Raw genomic sequence first — 21,918 nt, 5'->3', positions numbered from 1 at the left:
GTGGCCGCTTCTGCCGGCACAGGGGCGGCCACCGCGCGACCCCGGGCACTCCCGTTCCTCGGCCGCATCGCGGTGGCCGCGGGGCGGCGCGTACTGATGCTCGCGATCCTTCTCGCCCTGGTGTTCGCTGCTGTCGAGCTGCTGCCCGGCGATGCTGCCACCGCGACTTCCGAACGGGGTGAGAGCGCCGCAGATGTGGCGGCCCGACGCCACCTGTTGGGCCTGGACCGGCCGGTGTGGGAACGGTTCATCGATTGGATGACGGGCCTGCCCACCGGCGACCTGGGTACCAGTGCCCGCGGGCAGAAGGTCACCGACCTGCTCGCCGACCCCTTCCCTAACACCCTGCTTCTGGCGGCTGTCGCCTTTATGCTCACCGCCGTGGTGTCGCTGGCCCTGGGCTGCTGGGCGGCGACGCGGCCAGGACGGCTGACCGACCGGATCATCGGCCACGCCTCCACCTCGGCCTTCGCGATCCCCGAATTCGTCGTCTCCGTCGTGCTGTTGGTCGTCCTGTCGCTGTGGACGGGCTGGCTGCCCGCCGTCACCACGACCGGCTCCGACGGCACCCCGGCCACCTGGATCATGCTGATCATGCCCGCACTGGCTCTGGTCATCCCGCAGACCGGATGGAACACGACCATCGTGCGCGGCGCGCTCGCCGATCAGGCATCAACTCCCCACGTCGAGGCCGCCTACCTCGACGGTCTACCGACCCACCGCATCATCTGGCGTCACGCCCTTCCCGGGGCGGTACCGGCCATCGCCACCGGCCTGGCCACCTCCACCGGCATGCTCCTGGGCGGCACTGTCGTCGTGGAGACCCTCTTCAACTACCCCGGTATCGGCAACGTGCTGGCCAGCGCGGTCTCCACCCGCGACACCCCCCTCATCGCCGGTGTCGTCATCTGCGCCGGCGCGGCCATCAGCGTCGTCCTGCTCGCCGCTGACCTCAGTCGGGCCCGCACCCTGGGAGCCCAGTCATGACTACCACCGCGGGCCGTAAGGTCTGGATCCGGGGCGATGTGGCGCGCCGGGTCGCGCCCGGCCTCCTTCTCGTTCTGCTCTCTCTGACCGGCCCCTTCCTGGCCGCCCACCCCCTCGACAAACCCATCACGGCTCCCTACGCGGTGGCCGGGGACGGCGCGGTGCTCGGCGGCGATCTGCTCGGACGCGACGTCCTGAGTCGTCTCTTTCACGGTGGTACGGCCTTGATCGGCAGCGCCCTGTTGGTCGCTGCCGTTGTGACGGTGCTGGCCATGTTGCTGGGCTGCTTTGCGGTTCTGCACCCCCAGGTGGGCCGGGCCGTCGAACGTACCGCCGACGTGTTCATCCTGCTGCCACCCGTGCTCGGCATCATGCTCATCGCACTGGCCTGGCCAGGCGGCGGACGGTGGGCCGTGATCAGCGCCGCCGCCGTCCTGGGCACTCCCTACGCCATACGCGTCGTCGCGAGCGCCGCCGCGCCCCTGGCGAGTGCCGGATACGTCGAGGCTGCCCTGGCTCGCGGCGAAAGACTTACCTACGTCGCCGCACGCGAGTTGCTGCCCAACCTGCGCGCCACCGTCCTCGCCCTGTTCGGCCTGCGCTTCGTCGAAGCTGTCTACGTCATCTCCATGGCCGGCTTTCTCCAGATCGGCCCACAACCACCGGCAGCGGACTGGGCGCTGATGGTCCGCGAGAACGCCCCCGGCATCCTCCTCAACCCATGGGCCGTCGTCGCCCCGAGCCTGGCCATCGCCGCCCTTGCCATCAGCGTCAACCTCGCCTCCGCCTCCCTCGCCCTCCGCTCTACACGCAAGGCGGTGACCATCCCATGAACAACGCCGCTGCTTCCTTCAGCACCGACGACGCCCTCGGCACCTCCCCATCGGGTCGGGCGGGGGAACCCACACCGCTGGCAACGGTGGTCGACCTCCACATCCGTATTCCCGACGGCCCCGTACTCCTGAGTCCTACCAGCCTGACCATCCGGGCCGGACAGATCATTGTGTTGACCGGAGCCTCTGGGTCCGGCAAGACCACCCTGCTCCGTGCCCTGATCGGCCACCTCCCCGCCGGTACCGCACTCACCTGCACCGGCCTGGACGTCCTGGGCCACGACGTGCCCGCCCTCACCCCCGCAGCTCTGCGTGAACTGCGCCGCACTCGGATCGCTTTCGTCGGGCAGGATCCCGGATCTGCGCTCAACCCGCGTATGAAGATCCGCCGTCTCATCGCGGAAACCGCGACTGATACCAGCGACCAGGCTGTCCTCGGCCTGCTGCGCGAATGCCGCCTGCCCACTGACGGCGGCTTCCCCGACCGCAGACCCACCGCGATCTCCGGAGGTCAGCAACGCCGCGTCGCTCTCGCCCGCGCCCTGGCCCGCACCCCGGACATCCTGCTCCTCGACGAACCCACCGCCGGACTTGACACCGCGCTGCGCGACGAAATCGCCGACCTGCTGCGCAACCTGGCCGCCACACGCGGCCTGGCCATCGTCATGGCCTGCCACGACCCCGAACTCGTCGACACCTGCGCCGACCAGGTCATCCGACTCACCGGTTCTGCCCCGCCCCGCGTTCCCGCCCCCCGCTCCGTGACATCAGCGCGAGGAACGGGCGCGAACACCGCAGCGGACGAGGGGATCACCGCACGATCCATCAGTGTTGCCTTCCACGGCCACAACAGCGTGCAACATGCCCTCGACGCCGTCGACTTCACCGCACCTCCCGGCTCCGCCACCGGCATCGTCGGCCCTTCCGGCTCCGGCAAGACCACCCTGCTGCGTGTCCTGGCCGGCCTGCACCGACCCGATTCCGGAATCCTCACGCTCCACGGACAGCCACTCGCCCGCACCATCCGCAAGCGGCAGCGCGAGCACCACCGGCGCATTCAACTGGTCCCGCAGAACCCCCTCGCCGCACTCAATCCCTCCCGCACCATAGGTGCTGCCCTGGCCCGCCCTCTCCGCCTGCACACCGATCTCGCGAGGGACCAGATCCCGGCCAAGGTCAGCGCACTTCTCGAACAGGTCGAACTACCAGCCGACTTCGCCCACCGTCACCCGGGCGAACTTTCCGGTGGCCAGCGCCAGCGAGTCTCCATCGCCCGCGCACTGGCCACCGAACCCGACTACTTGCTCTGCGACGAGATCACCTCCGCCCTCGATCCAGGAACGGCCACCGCCGTCATGGAACTCCTGCAACGCCTGCGCACCGAGCGGAACATGGCCATAGCCCTGGTGAGCCACGAACTCCACCTTGTCACCGCGTACACCGACACCGTGCACATACTGGACGCTGGACGCCTCACCAGGCACGGCCCCACCGCACAACTCCTGACGCCCACCTGACGGCTACCCCGATCGCCCGCCAGGACTTGGACTGCCGCGCTCGCTCCGGGCGGGGCGGAACAGGTGGTGGCGGGCAACGAGTTCAATCGTGACCGGCACGGCGACGGACTTCACTGCCATGAGGGCGATCAGCACGAACAGCTGCACCGCCCCGGCCATCAGCGGGCTCGCCCCACCCAACAGCATGCCCGGCGGTGCGCGAAGACGGGCCCGCAGGGCGTTCGCACCGGGAAGTACCTCCGCTACGACTGGGAGGACGTCGAAGCGTGGTGGGCCGAGCAGAAGCGGCAGCCATGACACTGCCCTCGACGCATACGCGGGCCGAGGCCACTGTCAACGGTCGGCCGTAGCCGCCGTGATGAAGCGGGCGGACTCCGCTGAGGCAAAGCGACGAGGTTGGGGACTGAGAAGGAGCGGGTGTGCGGTCCCCGTTGGCGTTAGCGCCTTTGCGATCCGATCCTGGGTCGCAGGCTGTAAGGGACGCGGGACGCGCCTCTGCGCTCGCTCCACAACCTGTCGCCGGACCTGGTGAGCATCCACCCATCGCCCTCATAGGGCATGAGCTCTCCGACATTTAGAGGGTGTCTCACGTGGCAAGTTTCGCGAGCTTCTTGTAGCAGGTCAGGGCGGCGGCCAGGCCGAGGAAGGCGAGGAAGTGCGAGCCCTTTCGTTCGTATCGGACGGTGAGGCGGCGGTAGCCGAAGAGCCAAGCGATCGACCGTTCGATCTTCCAGCGGTGCCGACCGAGGCGTTCGCCGGACTCGATGCCGGGCCGCGCGATGCGCGCGACGAGCCCGCGCTCGCGCAGCCAGGCCAGGTGTTCGGCGGAGAAGTACGCCTTGTCCGCGCGGAGTTTGACGGGTCGGCGCCGCTGTGGTCCCCGGCGGGACCGGACGGCGGGTATGCCGCGGATGAGCGGCTAGGGCGAGGCTGTCGTGCATGTTCGCGCCGGACACGGCGACGGCGAGCGGGATGCCCTGGGCATCGGACAGCACGTGCAGCTTGCTGCCCTTCTTGCCGCGATCGACCGGGTTCGGCCCGGTCAGCGATCCCCCCTTTTGGCGCGAACGGAGGCTGCGTCGACGATCGCCGAGGTCCAGTCCACCTCGCCCCGGGCCCCGAGTTCGTCCAGCACCGCCCGGTGCAGCCGACGCCACAGGCCGGCCTCGGTCCATACCGTGAAGCGGCGATGCGCGGTGGCGGGCGACGTTCCGAACGTCGGCGGCAGATGCCGCCAGGCACAGCCGCTGGTCAGCGCGTACACCACTGCCGTGAACACGGCCCGCCGGTCACACGGAGCGGTTCCACCACCTTGCGGACGTGCAGCGAACGACGGCAGCAACGGGGCGGCCAGCTCCCAGAGTTCATCAGGAACCAGACGCTTCGATAGATCAGCACCACGACCGGCATCATGCCGCACGAACATCAAGTCACGTGAGACAACCTCTAAGCCTTGATTGGTGCGGCCGACCTGGCGGCCTGCTCGATCTTCGCGCAGTAGGCTGCACGGGCTTCCTCGTCGATCTGCTTCTCGTGTTCGGCGCGCAACCCGGTCCGGCCGTCGAGGCCCTCGCGCAGGATATCGGCGTGCCCGGCATGCCGGATGGACTCGCCGAGGACATGGACCATGATGGCGAACAGGTTCGTGTCGGCATAAGGCTCCGGCCACCACGGCACGTGGCCGGGGGCGTCGAGGGGAAGCTCGTTGATCGTCGCGTCCGAGTGTTCCCACGTGCGCCGGTAGAACCCGATGATCTGATCGCGGGTCTCGTCCTCGGTCGCCCACAGATCGCTGCCGTTGGAGTCCTGCCACCGGGGCAGCGGTTCCGGGGAAGGGCGGTCGAAGACCTCGCCGAAGTACCTGGCCTCGACGGTGGCCACGTGTTTGACCAGGCCGAGGAGGTTGGTCCCGGTCGCTGTCAAAGGTCGGCGGGCGTCGTATTCGGACAAGCCGTCGAGTTTCCAGAGCAGCGCCTTGCGGTCCCGCCGCAGTCTCCCGTGCAGGTTGTCTTTCGCGAATTCATCGATCATGCGGCATGAGCCTGCCATGGGCTGCTCGTGGTCTCAAGATCCCGTACGTGGTCCGCAACGACTGGCAGAGCCGAGGCCTGGCCATGGCCGCCGCCCTGACCTGCTCCACTGGTCGACACCGGGAGTGGCTCACAAGTATTCGCCGTCGCTGCGGCCTTGACGGAGATGGCCGGGTGGATGGCCCATGACTCCGGTCAAGACGATCTCGCCGCACGCCACTTCAGCCGAGCCTTGCCGCTGGCCCGCACCTCCGGGGACTTACCGCTTGCCGCGAACGTCGCCGCGAGCAATAGCCACCTCGCCCTTCAGACGGGTGACACAGCGGGTGCCGCCCGCTGGGCTCAGACCGGGCTCGACCTCGCCGGCCGGGGTCCGCGAATTCCCTCGCTCACTGCACGGCTCCAAACGATGCAGGCCCGAGCTTTGGCCGCAGGGGCACAGCGCACGCCAGCGGTGCGCGCTCTCGAAGCGGCCCATGACACGCTCGACGGATCGGCGGATGCTGCTCATCCCTGGCTGAGTCCCTTTGACGCCGCTGCCCTTGCGAGTGAATCCGCGCTGATCCTGCGTGACCTGGAGCAGCATGATCAGGCGCTGACGCAGGCCGAGCAGGCGGTGACACTTCGGGAGTCGGGGCGAACTAGGTCCCTTGCACTGAGCCGCATTGTCCTTGTGGACATCCATGTCCGGCGTGGAGACCTCGATGCCGCAGTGAGCGTCGGCGACGAGTTGCTCAGCATGAGCCCAACGCTCGGATCGATCCGTGTTGTGCACCAGCTTGACGACCTGCGCCGTCTCCTGGACCGCCACAAAGGCTACGGTCCACTGCGGGAGTACCTGGTGAGATTCGATGACGCCCGTAGGGCCAGAATGCTGCTACTGGCCGACATCATCACGCCAAGGGGAGGCACCCCCACATGAGGCCCACACCCGCCGACCCGGAAGCATGGAATGCCTATCTCGCCGAGGGTAACGCCACGCAGGCCCGCAAGCGTGTCGCGGCCGACGTGCTGTTGCGCGACGCGGCTGGACGTGTGCTCCTGGTGAACCCGACGTACAAACCGGGCTGGGATCTGCTTTGGTCGTTGGGGGCATTTCGCTACTTCACGCTGGACGTCGATGCCTGGCATCATGGACGGCTTGACGGCAGACCGCAGGAAAGATATTTATACGACCGTAGCGTCAATTTCTGCTCTGGTTGGAGGGTTCGGTACCGCGGCGATAGCACAATACGCAAGCTCGAATGGTCGCGACATGCGTGAGTTGCGAAGGCGCTTCGGTAGCAGCCTCCGAAAGAATTGGGTGAGTATCCTCACCGGAATGCTTCTCATCTCGGCCGGGTGTCTGGCACTCTTAATAGTCGACCGAACGAAATCAATCGGCGATATTGGCTGGCTCGCGGAATCCTTGCTGGCGCTGGGGGTGGCTAGGTCAATCAGGCTGGTGTGGCTATTCAACATACTCATCAACGTCTCGGACAGAGACGCGGTTGAGCCTGAGAGATCCCCAGCTCTTCAGTTCAGAAACAGGACGTAGTAAGCGGCACGCGAGTCAAGAACGCGGTGCCGCAATGCGGCACGCCGATCGGACAGGCTGCGTGTACCTGCCCGATCGGTGGACGGGATGTCATGCGTCAAGGAGTTGGCAGGGTTTGATCTTGGTATAGCTGGGTTCAGTGTGTGTATGTTTAGCCTCCGGTTAGTGAGATTTTCACCGTACGGGGTATCTGCAACAGCGCAGATCACAGCGGTGGCGGCGGGCTCGTCCCGTCCCCGCCGGTACGTCGGAGGTTTCCTTTCCGTACGGAGCATCTGCTTGGCGTGGTGGTCAACTGGCCCTCGGTGTGGCCTGACCGATGAGTTTTGCGCGCCGTGCTGGTCTGTACGCCGAATACCGACTCACGGGAGGCTGACGCCATGCGGAAACTGACCTTCGGCATGAACATGAGCCTGGACGGCTACATCGCCGCGCCCGGCGACGACCTCGGCTGGAGCGTGCCGAGCGACGAGCTGTTCCAGTGGTGGTCCGACCGGGTGGACGCGACGGGCCTGGCGCTGTACGGGCGCAAGCTGTGGGAGACGATGAGCTCCCACTGGCCGACCGCCGACAAACAGCCGGGTGCCACACCGGAGGCGATCGAGTTCGCCGGCCGCTGGCGGGACATGCCGAAGGTGGTGTTCTCCTCTACGACCAGCACGGTCGACTGGAACACCCGTCTGGTCACCGGCGACGCGGTCACCGAGATCACCAGGCTCAAGGCCGACGACGGCGGCCCCATGGACATCGCCGGTGCCACACTCGCCGCGGCGGCCATGCGGGCCGGGCTGATCGACGAGTACGCGATCGTCACCCATCCGGTCCTGGTGGGCGGCGGCACGCCGTTCTTCACAGCCCTGGACAACTGGGTGAACCTGAGCCTGGTGGAGACCCGGACGTTTCCCGACGGCGTGGTGCTGACCAGGTACGAGACCAGGCGCTGAGTGCCCGACGGCGGATCTGCTCGTCCACGGACACCTGCCGGGACGGCTTCTGCGATCTGCTCACCCAGACACCCTTCATGACCGGTCAACCTCGGACCCTGCCACAAAGTCTGACGCACTCCAGGGATGGTGAAGGGATCGTACGTTCCGGGTGACAGCCGCGGTGTTTTCGGTGGCGCGCTTCCAACGCCCCAACCCGACAAGTGCGACACGGATCGCTTGATCCCTGCCGCTGACTTTCCGCCGAACCTCGTAGACCGACAGCGGGTCACTGCCAGGGAACGCGTCCCGAATGGCGGTCATGCGCTCTTCGTGGGAAAGCGTGGGGCGCCTCCGTATGGCCTTGGCCTGTGGTCGCTTGCCTGGCGTCGCTGCGGTGACGGGGTGGGCGGGGGCGGTACGCGCCGGATGCGGCGACGGCTCCGTGGCGGGTAACTCGGCGGTGTCCGGCTCACGGGGAGCCGAGACCTCCTTGGCGGGTACTGGAGCTGCGGTTTCCTGCCCGGCGGTTGTGCTCCTCTCCACCCGGTTCACCAGGCTTGGCGGGTAAGGGCTCATTGGTTTTACCCGAGGAGCGACGAATACCGTCGGGTGGGCCTTGTTCGGTCCCTTCCAGGCCATGGTGTTGACGGCCATGGCTGCTGTGACCGGTACTGAGCCCGAGGGCAGAGCCGGGTGCTCCATAGGCCCCTCGATCTCCTCGGGGTGGGTATCGGCGACCGCATGCCGCTCCTCCTCAGAGGCGGCGGCGTCACGCTTCACCGCTACCTCGAAGGCCGGAGGGGTGAGGTACTGCTGAGCACCGTCGTGCAGAGCGAATCCCCGGACGCGCATGGTCATGTCATCGACGCTGGCGGGGTCCTGACTCAGGACTGCCTCGGCGTAGCGGCGGGCGACCATCCGGTACATCGGAGCAGTGCGCCGGCCACCGCGACCGGCACGGCGTACCCAGCGGTCCGCGCGCACCAGGAGCGCCCGCTGGGCGGCCTCCGCCTCGTACTGCTGTTGTCCGATAGCCACGGCGAGAGCCTTACTCACCTCGCGCTCCAGCAGCTCGATACCGGCGATCGTCGCCAGCGGGATTGCGGCGTGGAACAACACGCCCTGCACGTCGCGATCCTGGATCTGTGGCGCGACGTTGAGGGTGACGGCGAGGAACGCGGCACCCCAGGACGCGAGCCGTACGGCGAGGCTGCTGCTCTGCCCGCGCAGACCGTTGGACACGCGGTATATCGCGAGGAGAAGCAAAACGCCCTCCGCACCCGCCCACGGCGTCCAGGAGAGCCACCCCGTCATGTCCTGAGCGGTGGCGGCCCTGGTGATGGTGCCGATGGAACCGGCTGCGCCGACGACGGCGAGCGCGGTTGCGACGCCTGCCATGGCGTAGGCGGTGGCCATACGCATCTTGGGGTGCTGCCCGATAAAGCTCCGGCGATTCTCCGCAACTTCGCCCGCAGTCCTGGGATTTTCGTGCGGTAGGCCGGCGGGCCGGTCGAGGGCTCTGCGGTTCACAGGCCGCCCTCCAATGCGATGCGGAGAATTTCGGGGTCAACACCAGCCGCCTCGGCGGCCTGCGCGATGCGCTCGTCGTCGGTGTCCGCGAGCAGGGCGGACAGGTAAGCGGTCTCCTCGGCCTCGGCCTTGGCGTGCTCCTCGGGGGTCACTGGTTGACCTCCGTGCTCCGCGGTGGCTCGTGACGGGTCCATCCCTGAGCTAGATGGGTGGCGGTCTTTCTGGCGGTCCTTCGGTCCACGGGCGGGACGCGGGGCGGTACCTTTTTCATGCGCGTTCTCCCAGGCCGTTGGGGGTTCGTCGTAGGCCCCGGCCGGTGTTGCAGTCACCGGATTCGGGGCCGCCTTCGCGTGGTGCGCGGACGGGGTGGCCCTCGGGGGTTCCCTACGAGGCGTCCGCGGGCGGCGTTGCTGCGCCCGCTCATGTCGCTGCTCGCAGTTGGGACTTCGCGGTCTCGCAGGTCAGGCATCGGCGCCGCTTGCCCTGCATGAGGATGTTGTCCTCGGTCAGCTCATGGCCTTGCTTGCAGTGCCGGACGACGGCGGGCTTCGCTTCGTCAGTGGGAGGCTTCGGGGCTCCGACTGCGCCCGGGGCGTACGGGCTGGTCCCCGGAGCGCGGTTGGTGATCTCGCGGCGCTGCTTGTGGTTCATGCCGCCGTAGACCCCGAAGTCGGCGCGGTTCTCCAGTGCCCAGATCAGGCACTGATCCCGCACTGGGCACCGCGCGCAGATGGCCAGCGCCTTGCGCTGTGCGGCAGTGCTCGCGCCTCCTGCTCCGCTGGGAAAGAACAGTTCCAAGTCCTCGCCCTGGCAGGCGGCGGCAGTCTGCCAGTCGAGTGGAGAGGAGTTGGTCCGTGCACCGTACGCGGGGGTCACGTGGGCCTCCTTGGAGATGACGCGGGTCATGCCGACCTCTGGATTCGTGTGCGTACTTCAGCAGCGCGGCGGGTGTTCCACTGCTCGTGGTCGCAGGTGTCGAGTTCGTGGCGAGGGGCGAGGAAAGCGGCGAAGGCGCGGCTGATCTCGGCGCGGCAGTCGGCGCAGATCCCGTCGGCGGAGGGCTCGCCCCGGCATGGGCGTTCGCACTCCTGGCACACCTGGGTCACTTCGAAGACCGGCGCCGAACTGCGGAAGGCGACCGGCGTTCCACGGCGGTCGGCCCAGCGCTCGACACAGATGCGGCAGGTCTCGCCGGTCGGCCAGATCACGCCGTCCTCGCATGCGCCCTCGGGACAGGGGGAGTTGCGCAGACCACGGCTGACGATCCACGGGTACGGGTCGGTCACGCGCTCCTCGTCGGCCAGGTGGCGGTTGACCCGGTGCGCGATGCGCTCGACGTCGCCGCAGGCTTCGCTGACGGCCCGGTCGATGGACTCGCCCGTCTTCCACCGCTGCCAGGGGCTCAGCTCCACCGGAAGCACCCGGAGGACGTGGTGGGCGGCGGCCGAGACGGTCAGATTGGTGGGCGAGTCCTGCGGTTCCGGCGAAGCCGCTTCGCGTGCGGCCACTGCCTTCGGAAACGTCTTCGCGGCCGGGGTGTCCGCAGGGTCTCGCGCTACAACCTGATGCGCCCTACGGGCGGAACCACAGACGACCTTGCGCGCTTGTTCCGAGAGTTGTGTTCTGGGTGGATTCAACCGGTCGTCGCAACACCTCGATCATGGAGGTGTCCGATGGGGCGACCGGCAGGGTGGACGACGGCGGTGACGGGGCGCCCGGCGATGCGGTCTCCGGGCAGGCCGCCGGTCCGCCGGGATGTGGAGCGTGCCTTCTGGAAGAAGATCGCTGATGGGCTGACCAGCGAGGACGCGGCGATCGCGTGCGGTGTGTCGGGGCCGGTCGGCTCACGATGGTTCCGGGAACGTGGCGGTATGCCGTCGATCGAGCTGGGCCCGGTGTCGGGCAGGTATCTCTCCTTTGCAGAGCGCGAGGAGATCGCTGTGCTGAAGGCTCAGAACACCGGGGTCCGGGAGATCGCCCGTCGGCTGGGCAGGCACCCGTCCACTGTTTCGCGGGAACTGCGGCGCAATGCGGCCACCCGCAGCGGACAACTCGCCTACCGGGCGTCGATCGCGCAGTGGAAGGCCGAGCTGGCCGCGCGGCGGCCGAAGCCGTCCAAACTTGCCTGCAGCGAGCGGCTGCACGAGTACGTCCAGGACCGCCTGGCCGGAGAGATCCGCCGCCCGGACGGCATGCCGGCGCCGGGACCTGCGGCACCGCCGTGGAAGGGACGGAACAAGCCGAGGCGCCAGGACCGCCGTTGGGGCAACTCGTGGAGTCCGCAGCAGATCTCCCACCGGCTGAAGGTCGACTTCCCTGATGATGATTCCATGCGCATCTCTCACGAGGCGATCTACCAGGCCCTCTATATCCAGGGCCGGGGAGCACTCAAGCGCGAGCTGGTCGCCTGCCTGCGCACCGGCCGTGCGCTGCGGGTGCCCCGGGCTCGCACCGCCGGCCGGGGGAAGAAGTTCGTCACCGAGGACGTGCTGATCAGTCAGCGGCCGGCCGAGGCGGAGGACCGGGCGGTCCCCGGCCACTGGGAGGGCGACCTCATCATCGGCCTCAACAGCTCCGCGATCGGCACCCTGGTCGAACGCACCAGCAGGTTCACGATGCTGCTGCACCTACCGCCCATGCCCGGCCACGACGGCACACGGGCCAAGAACGGCCCCGCACTGGCCGGCCACGGAGCCGCAGCCGTACGTGACGCCCTGACGGAAGCGATCACCCGCCTACCCGCCCAACTACGCAAGTCCCTTACCTGGGACCAGGGTTCGGAAATGGCGCAGCACGCCGAACTCCGCATCGACACCGGCCTGGAGATCTACTTCGCCGACCCGCACAGCCCCTGGCAGCGCGGCACGAATGAGAACACCAACGGGCTGCTACGGCAGTACTTCCCGAAGGGCACCGACCTCAGCAGACACACCCGCGAGGATCTCGCTGCCGTCGCAGCTGCCCTCAACGGCCGCCCCCGCAAAACCTTGGGCTGGAGGACACCCTCCGAGACTCTCAACAGTCATCTACTATCAACATAAAACGGAAGTGTTGCGACGACTCCTTGAACCCGGGCTGTGCAGCCGGATCGGGGTGGGGGCCTGTAGCTGTTTCGGGGGCAGTGGGTGTAGTCGGATCGGGGTGGAGGACCGGGGCCGGATGAACCTCGTACCGTGCGCCTTGGAGGCCGCCGCCTTCCTGGGTCTGGGTAAGCCAGCCCTCGGCAACCAGGCGGCGCACGATGAGGCGGACGGTGTCCTTGCCCGTGATGCCGCAGGCGCGGCCGGCCTGCGCATTGCGGAATTCGGTCCCGGTGTCGGCGCAGAACGACGCGTACGCGTAGACCTTGAAACGGTTGCCGCGCAGAGCGTTGCGGGCGTACGCGGAAGCGCGAAAGAAGCGTTCCGCCGGGGCCCCGTTCTCGTCACGGCGCAGCAGCCGAAGCCTGCGGGTGAGCGTGGAGCGGTGGGTGGAAACCGCGGTCATGGCGGTTCCGTCTTCCAGCCGTTCCAGCTCTCGCATGTAGCCGTTGACGGTCACGCGGTGCAGGCCGAGGGCATCGGCGATCCACTGATCAGAGGCGTACGAGCCTTGTCCTCTGTGGCCGAGATCGAGGACAAGACTGGCGACGCGGACAGCGTCCCCGGGAAGGGGCGCCAGCCACGCCAGAGGCATGATCGTCAGGAAGGGTTCGACTGGGACAGCGACGGTGGGGCCACTGCCCGGAGGACGTGGTGCAGGCAGGCCAGCAGGAGGCAAAACGGCAGGTTGAGTTGGCTCGTCGACTCATGCGGGCAGCCTGCCGTGTGGCAGACTAAACATCGGTTCGGACCTGTTTTCTGAGGCCGGTTTCCGCGCGCTCTACTCGCCAAAGTTGATAAGCGCGGTCTTCGGTTGGTTAACAGGACCGGCAGGTCCGTTCCACAGAGAGCCCCGGAGTGCTTACGCGCTTCGGGGCTTTGTGCTGCGTGCCCGCCGGTGTTGCCGCCGCTCTGTTCCGCCGAGGCGGGCGCAGGGCGCCGTGAAGTTTGCACACGATGGCTCGCCCGTATGGGGCGGTGCCTTCATGTCCGAGCGAAGTTAGCACAGAGAGTTGCTGGCCGGGAGAGCCCTCGTGGCTCTGACCTGGGAACACATCGAGGCTCCGCTACTCTCCGTAAAGAGTGACGGGGTCTCGGTCGCGCGAAAATCTCCCTGACGCGTCGTCAGCATTCCTTGATCATCTTGCACATCGACTGCACAAGATGCCGGAAACTGCGGGAAGCTGCGAGAAGGTATCGGGGGGGGTTTTCCCAGGTCAACGGGCAAGTCCAGCGGCTATCGTCGCATGTGGCAATTTTGACGATTTGCCCTGTTTCTCAGATGTCCCGGAAGATCTCGATCTGCGCGCCCACCGAGTTGAGCCGCTCCGCCAGTTCCTCGTAACCGCGGTTGATCACATACACATTGCGCAGTACGGAGGTCCCCTCGGCCGCCATCATCGCGAGCAGTACCACCACGGCGGGCCGCAGCGCCGGCGGGCACATCATCTCGGCCGCGCGCCACCGGGTGGGGCCCTCCACCAGGACCCGGTGCGGGTCCAGGAGCTGGAGGCGGCCGCCCAGCCGGTTGAGGTCCGTCAGGTAGATCGCGCGGTTGTCGTAGACCCAGTCGTGGATGAGCGTCTTGCCCTGCGCCGCGGCGGCGATGGCCGCGAAGAACGGCACGTTGTCGATATTGAGACCGGGGAACGGCATCGGGTGGATCTTGTCGATCGGGGCCTCCAGCTTGGAGGGCCGGACCGTCAGATCGACCAGCCGAGTACGTCCGTTGTCCGCCGGGTACTCCGTCGTGCGGTCGCAGTCGACGCCCATCTCCTCCAGCACCGCGAGCTCGATCTCCAAGAACTCGATCGGTACCCGGCAAATCGTCAGCTCGGACTCCGTCACCACGGCGGCGGCGAGCAGACTCATCGCCTCGACCGGGTCCTCGGAGGGGGAGTAGTCGACATTCACATCTATGTGCGGGACACCGTGCACGGTCAGCGTCGTCGTACCGACGCCGTCGACCCGTACGCCCAGCGCCTCCAGGAAGAAGCACAGGTCCTGGACCATGTAGTTGGACGAGGCGTTGCGGATGACGGTCGTGCCGTCGTGGCGGGCGGCGGCCAGCAGCGCGTTCTCCGTCACCGTGTCGCCGCGCTCGGTCAGCACGATGGGCCTGTCCGGGGTCACCGAGTGGTCTATCCGGGCGTGGTAGAGACCCTCGGTCGCGGCTATCTCCAGGCCGAACCGGCGCAGCGCGATCATGTGCGGTTCGACGGTCCGGGTGCCGAGGTCGCAGCCGCCCGCGTACGGCAGCTTGAACTGGTCCATGCGGTGCAGCAGCGGGCCGAGGAACATGATGATGGACCGGGTCCGCCGGGCGGCGTCCGCGTCGATGGCGGCAATGTCGAGCCGGGCCGGCGGGACGATCTCCAGATCGGTCCCGTCATTGATCCATCGGGTGCGCACACCGATGGAGTTCAGCACTTCGAGGAGGCGGTAGACCTCTTCGATCCGGGCGACCCGGCGCAGCACCGTACGGCCCTTGTTGAGCAGCGAGCCGCAGAGCAGGGCCACGCAGGCGTTCTTGCTGGTCTTGACATCGATCGAGCCGGAGAGCCGGCGCCCGCCGACGACCCGCAGATGCATCGGCCCGGCGTAGCCGAGCGACACGATCTCACTGTCGAGCGCTTCACCGATGCGAGCAATCATCTCAAGGCTGATGTTCTGATTACCGCGCTCGATGCGGTTCACGGCGCTCTGGCTGGTGGCGAGCGCCTCCGCAAGCTGACTTTGTGTCCAGCCCCGGTGCTGACGGGCGTCACGTATGAGCTTGCCGATGCGTACGAGGTAGTCGTCTGACATGGCGCCAGGTTATCTCAGATATGAGATGGAGATCGTGCGGGGGTGTGGCATTCGGGTGATGGGTGCGATGAGAGCAGGTGAGGACGGGAAGTGTGGGGGATGGTGGGGGAGGTGGGCGATGAGCCTTGCCGCGGCGGCCCCGTCTCCGATTCCGGGTACGTGCCACCGTTCCCATCGTCTGCCCGGTGCGGCGGTCCGGCACGCGGGGCGCGTCCGCGCGGGTGGCGCGGAGCGCACCGCGCACAGCCGTCCGGGTGTCACGCCGCGGACAGCGCGATCCTGCCGGGGTGCGGCGGGTCTCCCCGAGCTGGTGCACCCCGGCGGCGTTCCCTTGCCGGGGCGCCGTCTGTGTCTGTGTCTGCGTCTCGTCCGCCGCGACCACGGCAGCGGGATCGCCGACGCTAGTGGCGCGCGACGTCGTAGCGCCCTGGCGCGACAGCAGCGCAGGGGTGGTGCGTCCGGCGCCCCGTTCCCACCCACGCGGGCGTCGGCGCAGCCGCCCCGCATCTGGGTGACGTGCCGGGCAGGATCGGTCGGCGTCCATGACGCCGAAACCAAGGGCCGCCGCCGTGTCCTCGAATTACGGCCTCCCCGACGACAGGGAGACCACTACCTGTCGCGGGGGAGGCTGTCAGCCAAAATCGGCACGCTCGTCTCCGTGTTCAAAGAAGTAATAAATACCTGCGGACACGCAGTGCCATCGAGTAACGGGATGCGTCGCGCCCGCAACACTGTGATGTCCACTCATCCATGACGTGGAAGGTGCTCACTCCGGGAGAGCGAGGCGCCGATCGGCCGACCAGGAGTGATTGACATTGGAAAAGTCTGAATTCCTTACCGACCTGAACACCGGCACCGGTCACTCCGTGATGAAGAAGCTGCCGGAGGTCACCCTGGCCTTCTGGATCATGAAGATCGCCGCGACGACGCTCGGCGAGACGGCCGGTGACCTGTTCGCCCAGACCCTCGGACTCGGCTACTTCCTCACCACGGTCGCACTGTTCCTGATCTTCGTCGTCACGCTGGTCGTGCAGCTGAGGTCCACCCACTACAACCCCTATTTCTACTGGACCGTCATTCTGTCCACCAGCATGGCCGGTACCACGATGTCCGACTTCATGAACCGTGACGCCAGCTCTGAATACCTTTCCGGCGGGACCACGTCGCTGGGCTGGGGGCCGCAAGGCCTGGGACTGGGGTACCCCACGGGAGCCGCGATCCTGATCTCGCTCCTGATTGCCATCTTCGTCATCTGGAAGTTCACCGGGCTGACGTTCTGCATCCGCGACATCGTCACCTTCCGAGGGGAGGCTCTCTTCTGGTCGGCGATTCTCGTCTCGAACACGCTCGGCACTTCCATGGGTGATTTCCTTTCCGACAGCTCCGGACTCGGCTATGCGGGTGGCGCGCTTCTCGTCACCGGGCTGCTCGTGGTGCTTCTCGCACTCATGCGGGTGCCTGTCGTGCCGAACGTCCTGCTGTTCTGGATCGCGTTCGTGCTCACGCGCCCTCTCGGGGCCACCGTCGGCGACTTCCTCACCAAGCCTGTCGCCAAGGGGGGTCTCGACCTCGGGACGGCGGGCTCGTCGGTCGCGCTCCTCGCGCTCCTCTTCGGCCTCGTGGCCCATGCTCATGTGCGGGAGCGGAGGAGCGCTGTGCCGCGCAACGAGGTCCTGTCCGAGAACTCCTGAGCGCGGTCGGGCGCCGGCTCGGGCGGCTGCCGAGCGGATGACTGCCGCGCCGCGGCGCCGTGCCGAGGAGGCCGGTGCGAGATGGGCGGCATCGTACGGGCTGTCCTTTGACAGTTCCGCTCTGTGCGATCGGATGGTTGCAGACACTGCAGCGATGGATGGCGGTGATGCCCCATCGCCGGGGATCCAGGTTCTCCAGATCGAGGTCCGCGACGGAGTCCTGGGCAGGCTGAAGCCTTGGGAAGGGTGGCCGCAGCTTCTCGTTGCCGAACAACGCGCGCGTGCTCACTGTGCTGCGGGTCAGCTTCTGGCATCGGTGAGAGCCGCCGCTGAAGATGAGACTTGACATGCCCTCTGAACTAGCCACTGTTGATTAGATGAATATCTAATCGAGGCCATTCTGGGGCATGGGAAATGAGAGTGGAGCTGACCAGGGGGTTCTCGCTGCGTGTGAGCTCAGATCGCCATCACGCCGCCGCTGTTGTCGTGGACGATGGCCTGCCACTCCAGCACCGGGCAGGCAGCGACCAGCAACGTGTCCAGCCCGTCCACGCCACCCCCCTCCGGCTACGTTTCCGCACCGGCTCCATTCGAGGGGCCATTTTCGACGCCCCCGCCCTCGGGCAGGGGCGTTGCTCGAGATGGTCTGTTTCAGGATGCCTTTTGGTCGGCGGGCTTCTCGATCTCGGTGGTCACCCGTGCCCCTCGGAAGAGCACCGGGAGCCACAGGAGACATGCCAGCAGGGGGACCGCGGCGTAGGTGGCCATGCCCACACTGGAGCCCAACCCGTCCATGAGCGCGCCGAGGACGAGATAGCCGATGCCGATGAGCGCCGACTCCACGAATGCGATCATCGACAGCAGGCTCGCCCGGTGGCGCGACGGCACTGCCTCGTTGAACACGTTGTCCACGATCACGGCGGTGATCTCGGGAATTCCGACCAGGACCAGGAACGCGGCGATGGTGACCCAGACAAGGCCGAGGCCGCTCAGGCCGAGAGCCACGGCGAGCGTCAGGAGAGACACCGGGACGATGACCCGATACCCGATGCGCCGGTCCGCGCGGTCCGACAGCAATGAAGTGAGCCCGCCGGCGAAGAATCCCGCCGATATGACCACGCTGACCAATGCGGTGCCCGCTCCCTGATCGGAGAGGGTCTTCTGCGTAAAAATGATGTACGGCGTCAAAGTCGCATGCATCAATCCGGACACCACGACAAGCGTCACGAGCGCCGGCGTGGCGACCCGAAGCATCGCCCGCCATGCTGTGGCGTCGCCGTGCTCCTCCTCGGCTCCGTCCTGCTCGTCCACCGCGTCCGCGCCGCGGATCTCGGGCACCCGTGACATCAGCACCACCACGGCCAGGACGAGGCACGCCGCCGAACCGACGTAGACGACTCCCCAGGAAATCTGCTGCAGTTGGCCGCCGAAGACGATGGCGGCTCCCGAGGTGACCGTCCCGAGCATGGTGAACCGGGACTTGATCTTGACGTAGCTGGCCGTTGCACCACGACGCACGAGCAGGTCGTACAGCAGGGCGGTGTCCGAACCGGACACACATGCCATGCCCACGCCCTGCCCGATGAACAGCGCCAGGAACACCCAGTAGTTGGAGAACGCCACCTGACCGAGCAGACATCCAGCTATCAGCACCTGGCCGATCACGATGCTGGCACGCCTGCCGATTCGGTCGGCGATGACTCCCGTCGGCAACTCCGCAAGTCCGCTGACCAGGTAGAGCAGTGTCTGCAGTAGGGCCACTTGCCCGGCGGAGAAGCCTCGCTGATAAAGGAAGAGGACGAATACGCCGCGCTGGAACAGCGTGTTGGCGAGCACGGCGTATACGTAGAACGGGCGCGTGACGCTTCGTGCTGCATCGTCGACTGCAGCCGACCCGCCAAGGGCCTCCGTGGTGCCGGTCATGCTGCGCGCTCCCCCTGGTGACTCCGGTGATCATTAGTGTTGGACCTCCGCCGCCGAGATGACGATGCGTCGGCGGGGACCAAGACGCGTGTCGTCGACGGAGATGAACGCCGGACCGCGCCGTGCGAGGAGCTGCGCATCAGCTCGCTCGAACGCCTCGCCCGCCCGAGGAGCCGTGACCAGCGCTAATCGCCGTGGCGACACGCGCGCACCCCCCCCGAAGGCGACCCCATCACTCTCATCTAGGGGTTCACACTATGAAAGTGCACTACCAGGTTGGGGTCCGCACTCTCATTCTGAGCTTCGGCTCTCAATCGGGTGATCTCGTAGGGGAACCAGTGAAGTCGGTATGAGGTGTATGGGGTGAACTCCTCCAGGCTGGTCATGGATCCGATCTCGGGCGGGATGCGGACCAAGTTGCTGCCGTAGAGCACCAGGTGTTTGACCGCTGTCAGCCTGGCGATGCTCGGCGGCAGGGTGATTACCTGCCGCCGCTCTTCCGGGCTCAGCTCGGTGAGGGGGCGGAACTCTTCGCGCCCGTCGGCGGCGGCCTCATCGACCAGCTCCAGCAGGTGTTGCCAGCCCGGGGCAGAGGTGTCCTGCCGTTCGGTGTGGAATCCGACGCGGGCTCGCGGGTGCGGCCTGGACTGGTCGAAGCACGAGCACGCGTCCTGGCGGGGCCCCCGCCGCTCCGGGGCTGGATCTGATGTGTCGCCCCAGCGGTTCACGTAGAGCTTCGGTTCTTCCGTGTCCGTCATGGCACCAAGATACGGAGGTTGCTGAGGGCCGCTTCAGTGACTATGCGCGCGCGAGAGACTCAGGGGCGAACGCTTGCGTGGGGAAGCTGGCGCTGCTGATGGGGAATTGCGTGACGTTCCACATGCGGACGGGACCGGAAGTAGACGTTGATGGAGGAGTAGGACACTGAGACTTCGTGGTCGTCCATCAGCCGGTTCCAGATCTCTCGGAGATCGAGGCGTTGGGCGAGCATGGCGTCAATCAGGGTTCGTGTTGAGTCGTTGATCGCGGGGGCGGGCCGTCTGGCTGGCTGCCCCGTCCTGGGACCTTTCCTGGACCTGTAGGTGCTCGGCGCTGGCATTTCCAGGATGGTGCGGATGGTCTGGGAGGGCAGTTGGTGGCGTCTGGACAGGTCACGGATGGTCGCGGTCCCGGACTGGGCAGTCTCGCGGATGCGGAGGGCCAGGTCCGGGCGGTCGGCCAAGGGGACGGTGCTGGGGAAGCGGACGTTCGGCTTGTTGCGTCGTCGTGGCGATGCGACGTCGGCCAGGGCCCGTTCGAGCGAGCGTCTGGGGCGGCCGGAGGCTGCTGCGAGGCGGGAGAGACTGGGTTTGCCGAACCAGAACGGTGGGCCGCAGAGGAAACGGTGCAGGTAACTGGGCTTGAGGTGGTTGGCGCGAGCCAGGCGTCGGATGTAGGAGTCGGTTGTCTCTCCGAGCCGTGGCGGAACCTGGATGGGAAGCAGGGCAGGGCGGTCAGTTGGCACGCGGGTCACCTTCGGGCCGTCTTCTTGGACGGGGACGTCGTCGCGGTCTCCGCGGCGTGGTCCAGGGGGATCGCGTCGATTGCTTCTTTGGCCACACGCTCGGTGCCGTTGAGGATGGCGTCGATCGCGGCGCTGCGGATCGCGTGAGACAACGCTCCGATCATGCCGTCGGCCCGGTTGTGGAGGTAGCGGTCCAGCTTGACCAGGCTTCCCGGCGGGTGTTCGTGCAGGAGCAAGGTCTCTTCCATGGTCGCGACCAGCCTCTTACATTCGTCTCCGTAAGGAAATGGGCGGGTGGGAACGAGAGTGAAGCGGCCCGCGATCTGGGCGCCCCGTGTGCCGGCTAGTAGTTCGCTGGTCTCCAGGCCGATGCCGGCGTAAACGAACGTTGCGGGGATGCGTTCCGAGAAGTACTTCAGGGTGTCGGAGACCTCGCCGCCCGCCCGCGTGACCTGCGAGACATTGTGGATTTCGTCGACGAGCACGAGGCCGGTGCGAGTGTCGGTGCAGACGCCGACCACTGCCTCGATGATGTCCGTCATGTTCGATCGGCCTCGGACGGGAAGGCCAAGGAAGCGGGCGAACTCAGCGGCGACCATGCGGGCGGTGGCCGCGGGCGGGACGGTGATGTAGAGAACCGGGATGCGGTCGGCGATGTTCGGGTGCCGGGCCCGGTCGAGGAGTTCGTGGGACCGTCCGAGCTGGGTGATGGCGCTGGTCTTGCCCGTGCCGGGAAGCCCGGAGACCATCAGGCCGCGGCGGGCACTGATTGCGTGCCGATTGAGCGGGACCAATCTGCGGCCACAGATCACTGTCTTCTCGACGAACGAGGTGGCGACCGTGAGCATGCGGGCGTGACGGCCGAGCCGATCGTCGTCGTAAAGGTCCCGGGCGGTGGGAGAGAGCTGCTCCAGGTCGCCGGGAGACAAGAGGACCGGGGGCGCGGGGGAGCTGTCGATGAACCTCCGCCATCCGTCCAATGTGGTGAGCTGCCGGTCGGCATCGGCGTCGACCTCTAGCAATGCGGTTTGTCGGGCCGTTAGTTCAGGGGTGGTCACGAACGCCTCCAGGGATTGGCGAGCGGGTCGAACAAGCCCAGCGGGATGACCTTGGCCAGGCCGGAGTCCGCATCGTCCTCCGGCGTCGCCTCGGTGACCGGCGGGTCAGGATTCGACCGGTGGGTCGTGGTGGCCCGGGTGCGGGCAGCGACGCGGCGGTCTCGCCGGGAAGCCCTGGCCGGACGGGCGTTCTTCTCTGCGGGGCCGTCGTGGGCTCGCTGCAGAAGGGCAGCGGCGGCATCGGCGATCTGTTCTTCGCTCCCGCCGGGCGCCTGTTCACGAGCGTGGTCCCAGGCCATCTCACCGAACGGGACGCCGACGCGGTGCAGGTGCTTCCAGAACACCGTGATCCACCGGTCAGATCCGTCGCGCCGGTCGCGTACCCAGATGCGGGAGACGTCGTAGGGGTCGTAGTGGATCTCCCATCGGAGTCCTTTCGAGGGGACCACCGGCTTCAGCCGGTGGGGGAATCGAATCCGCGACCGTGCTGCGGA

General features: G+C 67.2%; 20 protein-coding genes and 3 pseudogenes. 9 read left to right on the top strand and 14 right to left on the bottom strand.

Annotated elements, in window-relative coordinates; translation table 11 throughout:
- Genes OH809_RS10580 through OH809_RS10570 form a run of 3 tightly spaced genes read left to right on the top strand, consistent with a single transcriptional unit; the run spans window position 1 to window position 3,337 of the window.
- Window positions 1–987 (top strand): ABC transporter permease, encoded by a 987-nt coding sequence (locus OH809_RS10580; RefSeq protein WP_406515029.1) that lies wholly within the window; start codon window positions 1–3, stop codon window positions 985–987.
- Window positions 984–1,820, top strand: a complete 837-nt coding sequence (locus OH809_RS10575; RefSeq protein WP_406422646.1) for an ABC transporter permease — start codon at window positions 984–986, stop codon at window positions 1,818–1,820. The genes OH809_RS10580 and OH809_RS10575 overlap by 4 nt, the downstream gene beginning before the upstream one ends.
- Window positions 1,817–3,337 carry an ABC transporter ATP-binding protein gene (locus tag OH809_RS10570; protein WP_406422647.1) on the top strand — a complete coding sequence of 507 codons (1,521 nt, stop codon included), beginning with the start codon at window positions 1,817–1,819 and terminating at the stop codon, window positions 3,335–3,337. Before OH809_RS10575 ends, OH809_RS10570 begins: the two co-directional genes overlap by 4 nt.
- Window positions 3,338–3,340: 3 nt before the next feature.
- Here the strand turns inward: OH809_RS10570 and OH809_RS10565 are convergent.
- The 3 genes and pseudogenes from OH809_RS10565 to OH809_RS10555 all read right to left on the bottom strand — a co-directional run.
- A pseudogene (locus tag OH809_RS10565) lies at window positions 3,341–3,526 on the bottom strand (ABC transporter permease); the annotation flags it as partial.
- Window positions 3,527–3,923: 397 nt separating this feature from the next.
- A pseudogene (locus OH809_RS10560) lies at window positions 3,924–4,763 on the bottom strand (IS5 family transposase).
- Between the two features lie 20 nt (window positions 4,764–4,783).
- Entirely contained in the window at window positions 4,784–5,368 is a 585-nt protein-coding gene (locus OH809_RS10555; protein ID WP_089014494.1) for a DinB family protein, read from the bottom strand.
- A 177-nt stretch (window positions 5,369–5,545) separates the two neighbouring features.
- On the opposite strand from OH809_RS10555, the gene OH809_RS10550 reads away from it, so the two are divergent.
- The 4 genes and pseudogenes from OH809_RS10550 to OH809_RS10535 all read left to right on the top strand — a co-directional run bounded on the left by OH809_RS10550 (window position 5,546) and on the right by OH809_RS10535 (window position 7,848).
- Window positions 5,546–6,289 (top strand): hypothetical protein, encoded by a 744-nt coding sequence (locus tag OH809_RS10550; protein WP_406515028.1) that lies wholly within the window; start codon window positions 5,546–5,548, stop codon window positions 6,287–6,289.
- Window positions 6,286–6,444: pseudogene (locus OH809_RS10545) on the top strand (NUDIX hydrolase); the annotation flags it as partial. The gene OH809_RS10550 and the pseudogene OH809_RS10545, both read left to right, overlap by 4 nt.
- A 226-nt stretch (window positions 6,445–6,670) precedes the next feature.
- Entirely contained in the window at window positions 6,671–6,904 is a 234-nt protein-coding gene (locus tag OH809_RS10540) for a hypothetical protein (protein ID WP_406515027.1), read from the top strand.
- A 380-nt stretch (window positions 6,905–7,284) separates the two neighbouring features.
- The gene (locus tag OH809_RS10535; RefSeq protein WP_406422649.1) at window positions 7,285–7,848 is read left to right on the top strand and encodes a dihydrofolate reductase family protein; all 564 of its coding nucleotides are present in this window, start codon (window positions 7,285–7,287) and stop codon (window positions 7,846–7,848) included.
- A gap of 75 nt (window positions 7,849–7,923) precedes the next feature.
- Here the strand turns inward: OH809_RS10535 and OH809_RS10530 are convergent, their stop codons facing one another.
- From OH809_RS10530 to OH809_RS10515, 4 genes are all read right to left on the bottom strand, one after another.
- Window positions 7,924–9,252, bottom strand: coding sequence for a hypothetical protein (locus tag OH809_RS10530; RefSeq protein WP_406515026.1), 1,329 nt, complete (start codon window positions 9,250–9,252; stop codon window positions 7,924–7,926).
- Between the two features lie 104 nt (window positions 9,253–9,356).
- The gene (locus tag OH809_RS10525) at window positions 9,357–9,512 is read right to left on the bottom strand and encodes a hypothetical protein (protein WP_406422651.1); all 156 of its coding nucleotides are present in this window, start codon (window positions 9,510–9,512) and stop codon (window positions 9,357–9,359) included.
- A 268-nt stretch (window positions 9,513–9,780) separates the two neighbouring features.
- Complete coding sequence (locus tag OH809_RS10520; protein ID WP_406515025.1) at window positions 9,781–10,236, bottom strand: WhiB family transcriptional regulator; 456 nt, start codon at window positions 10,234–10,236, stop codon at window positions 9,781–9,783.
- Between the two features lie 26 nt (window positions 10,237–10,262).
- Window positions 10,263–10,868, bottom strand: a complete 606-nt coding sequence (locus tag OH809_RS10515; RefSeq protein ID WP_406422653.1) for a hypothetical protein — start codon at window positions 10,866–10,868, stop codon at window positions 10,263–10,265.
- 165 nt (window positions 10,869–11,033) lie between these two features.
- On the opposite strand from OH809_RS10515, the gene OH809_RS10510 reads away from it, so the two are divergent.
- Window positions 11,034–12,401, top strand: coding sequence for an IS30 family transposase (locus OH809_RS10510; RefSeq protein ID WP_406416556.1), 1,368 nt, complete (start codon window positions 11,034–11,036; stop codon window positions 12,399–12,401).
- Here the strand turns inward: OH809_RS10510 and OH809_RS10505 are convergent.
- On the bottom strand, window positions 12,376–13,035 hold the full coding sequence (locus OH809_RS10505) for a helix-turn-helix domain-containing protein (RefSeq protein WP_406515024.1): 660 nt from the start codon (window positions 13,033–13,035) through the stop codon (window positions 12,376–12,378). The two genes, OH809_RS10510 and OH809_RS10505, sit on opposite strands and share 26 nt — an antisense overlap.
- A gap of 683 nt (window positions 13,036–13,718) precedes the next feature.
- Window positions 13,719–15,248: a helix-turn-helix domain-containing protein gene (locus OH809_RS10500; protein WP_406422655.1), complete on the bottom strand. Its 1,530-nt coding sequence runs from the start codon at window positions 15,246–15,248 to the stop codon at window positions 13,719–13,721.
- Between the two features lie 815 nt (window positions 15,249–16,063).
- Here OH809_RS10500 and OH809_RS10495 point away from each other — a divergent pair.
- A complete protein-coding gene (locus OH809_RS10495; protein WP_406422656.1) occupies window positions 16,064–16,939 on the top strand; it encodes a hypothetical protein in 876 nt (291 codons plus the stop codon).
- 651 nt (window positions 16,940–17,590) lie between these two features.
- Here OH809_RS10495 and OH809_RS10490 read toward each other — a convergent pair.
- From OH809_RS10490 to OH809_RS10470, 5 genes are all read right to left on the bottom strand, one after another.
- Window positions 17,591–18,862 carry an MFS transporter gene (locus OH809_RS10490; RefSeq protein WP_406422657.1) on the bottom strand — a complete coding sequence of 424 codons (1,272 nt, stop codon included), beginning with the start codon at window positions 18,860–18,862 and terminating at the stop codon, window positions 17,591–17,593.
- 242 nt (window positions 18,863–19,104) lie between these two features.
- The gene (locus OH809_RS10485; RefSeq protein ID WP_406422658.1) at window positions 19,105–19,620 is read right to left on the bottom strand and encodes a hypothetical protein; all 516 of its coding nucleotides are present in this window, start codon (window positions 19,618–19,620) and stop codon (window positions 19,105–19,107) included.
- Window positions 19,621–19,679: 59 nt separating this feature from the next.
- Complete coding sequence (locus tag OH809_RS10480) at window positions 19,680–20,366, bottom strand: hypothetical protein (protein WP_406422659.1); 687 nt, start codon at window positions 20,364–20,366, stop codon at window positions 19,680–19,682.
- Between the two features lie 5 nt (window positions 20,367–20,371).
- The gene (locus OH809_RS10475; RefSeq protein ID WP_406422660.1) at window positions 20,372–21,424 is read right to left on the bottom strand and encodes an ATP-binding protein; all 1,053 of its coding nucleotides are present in this window, start codon (window positions 21,422–21,424) and stop codon (window positions 20,372–20,374) included.
- Complete coding sequence (locus OH809_RS10470; protein WP_406422661.1) at window positions 21,421–21,873, bottom strand: hypothetical protein; 453 nt, start codon at window positions 21,871–21,873, stop codon at window positions 21,421–21,423. The genes OH809_RS10475 and OH809_RS10470 overlap by 4 nt, the downstream gene beginning before the upstream one ends.
- Window positions 21,874–21,918: the final 45 nt, after the last annotated feature.

Source organism: Streptomyces sp. NBC_00873, from assembly GCF_045207415.1.
Lineage (GTDB): Bacteria > Actinomycetota > Actinomycetes > Streptomycetales > Streptomycetaceae > Streptomyces.
Note: the sequence above shows the minus strand (reverse complement) of the source record. Positions and strands in the feature narration are given on the sequence as shown.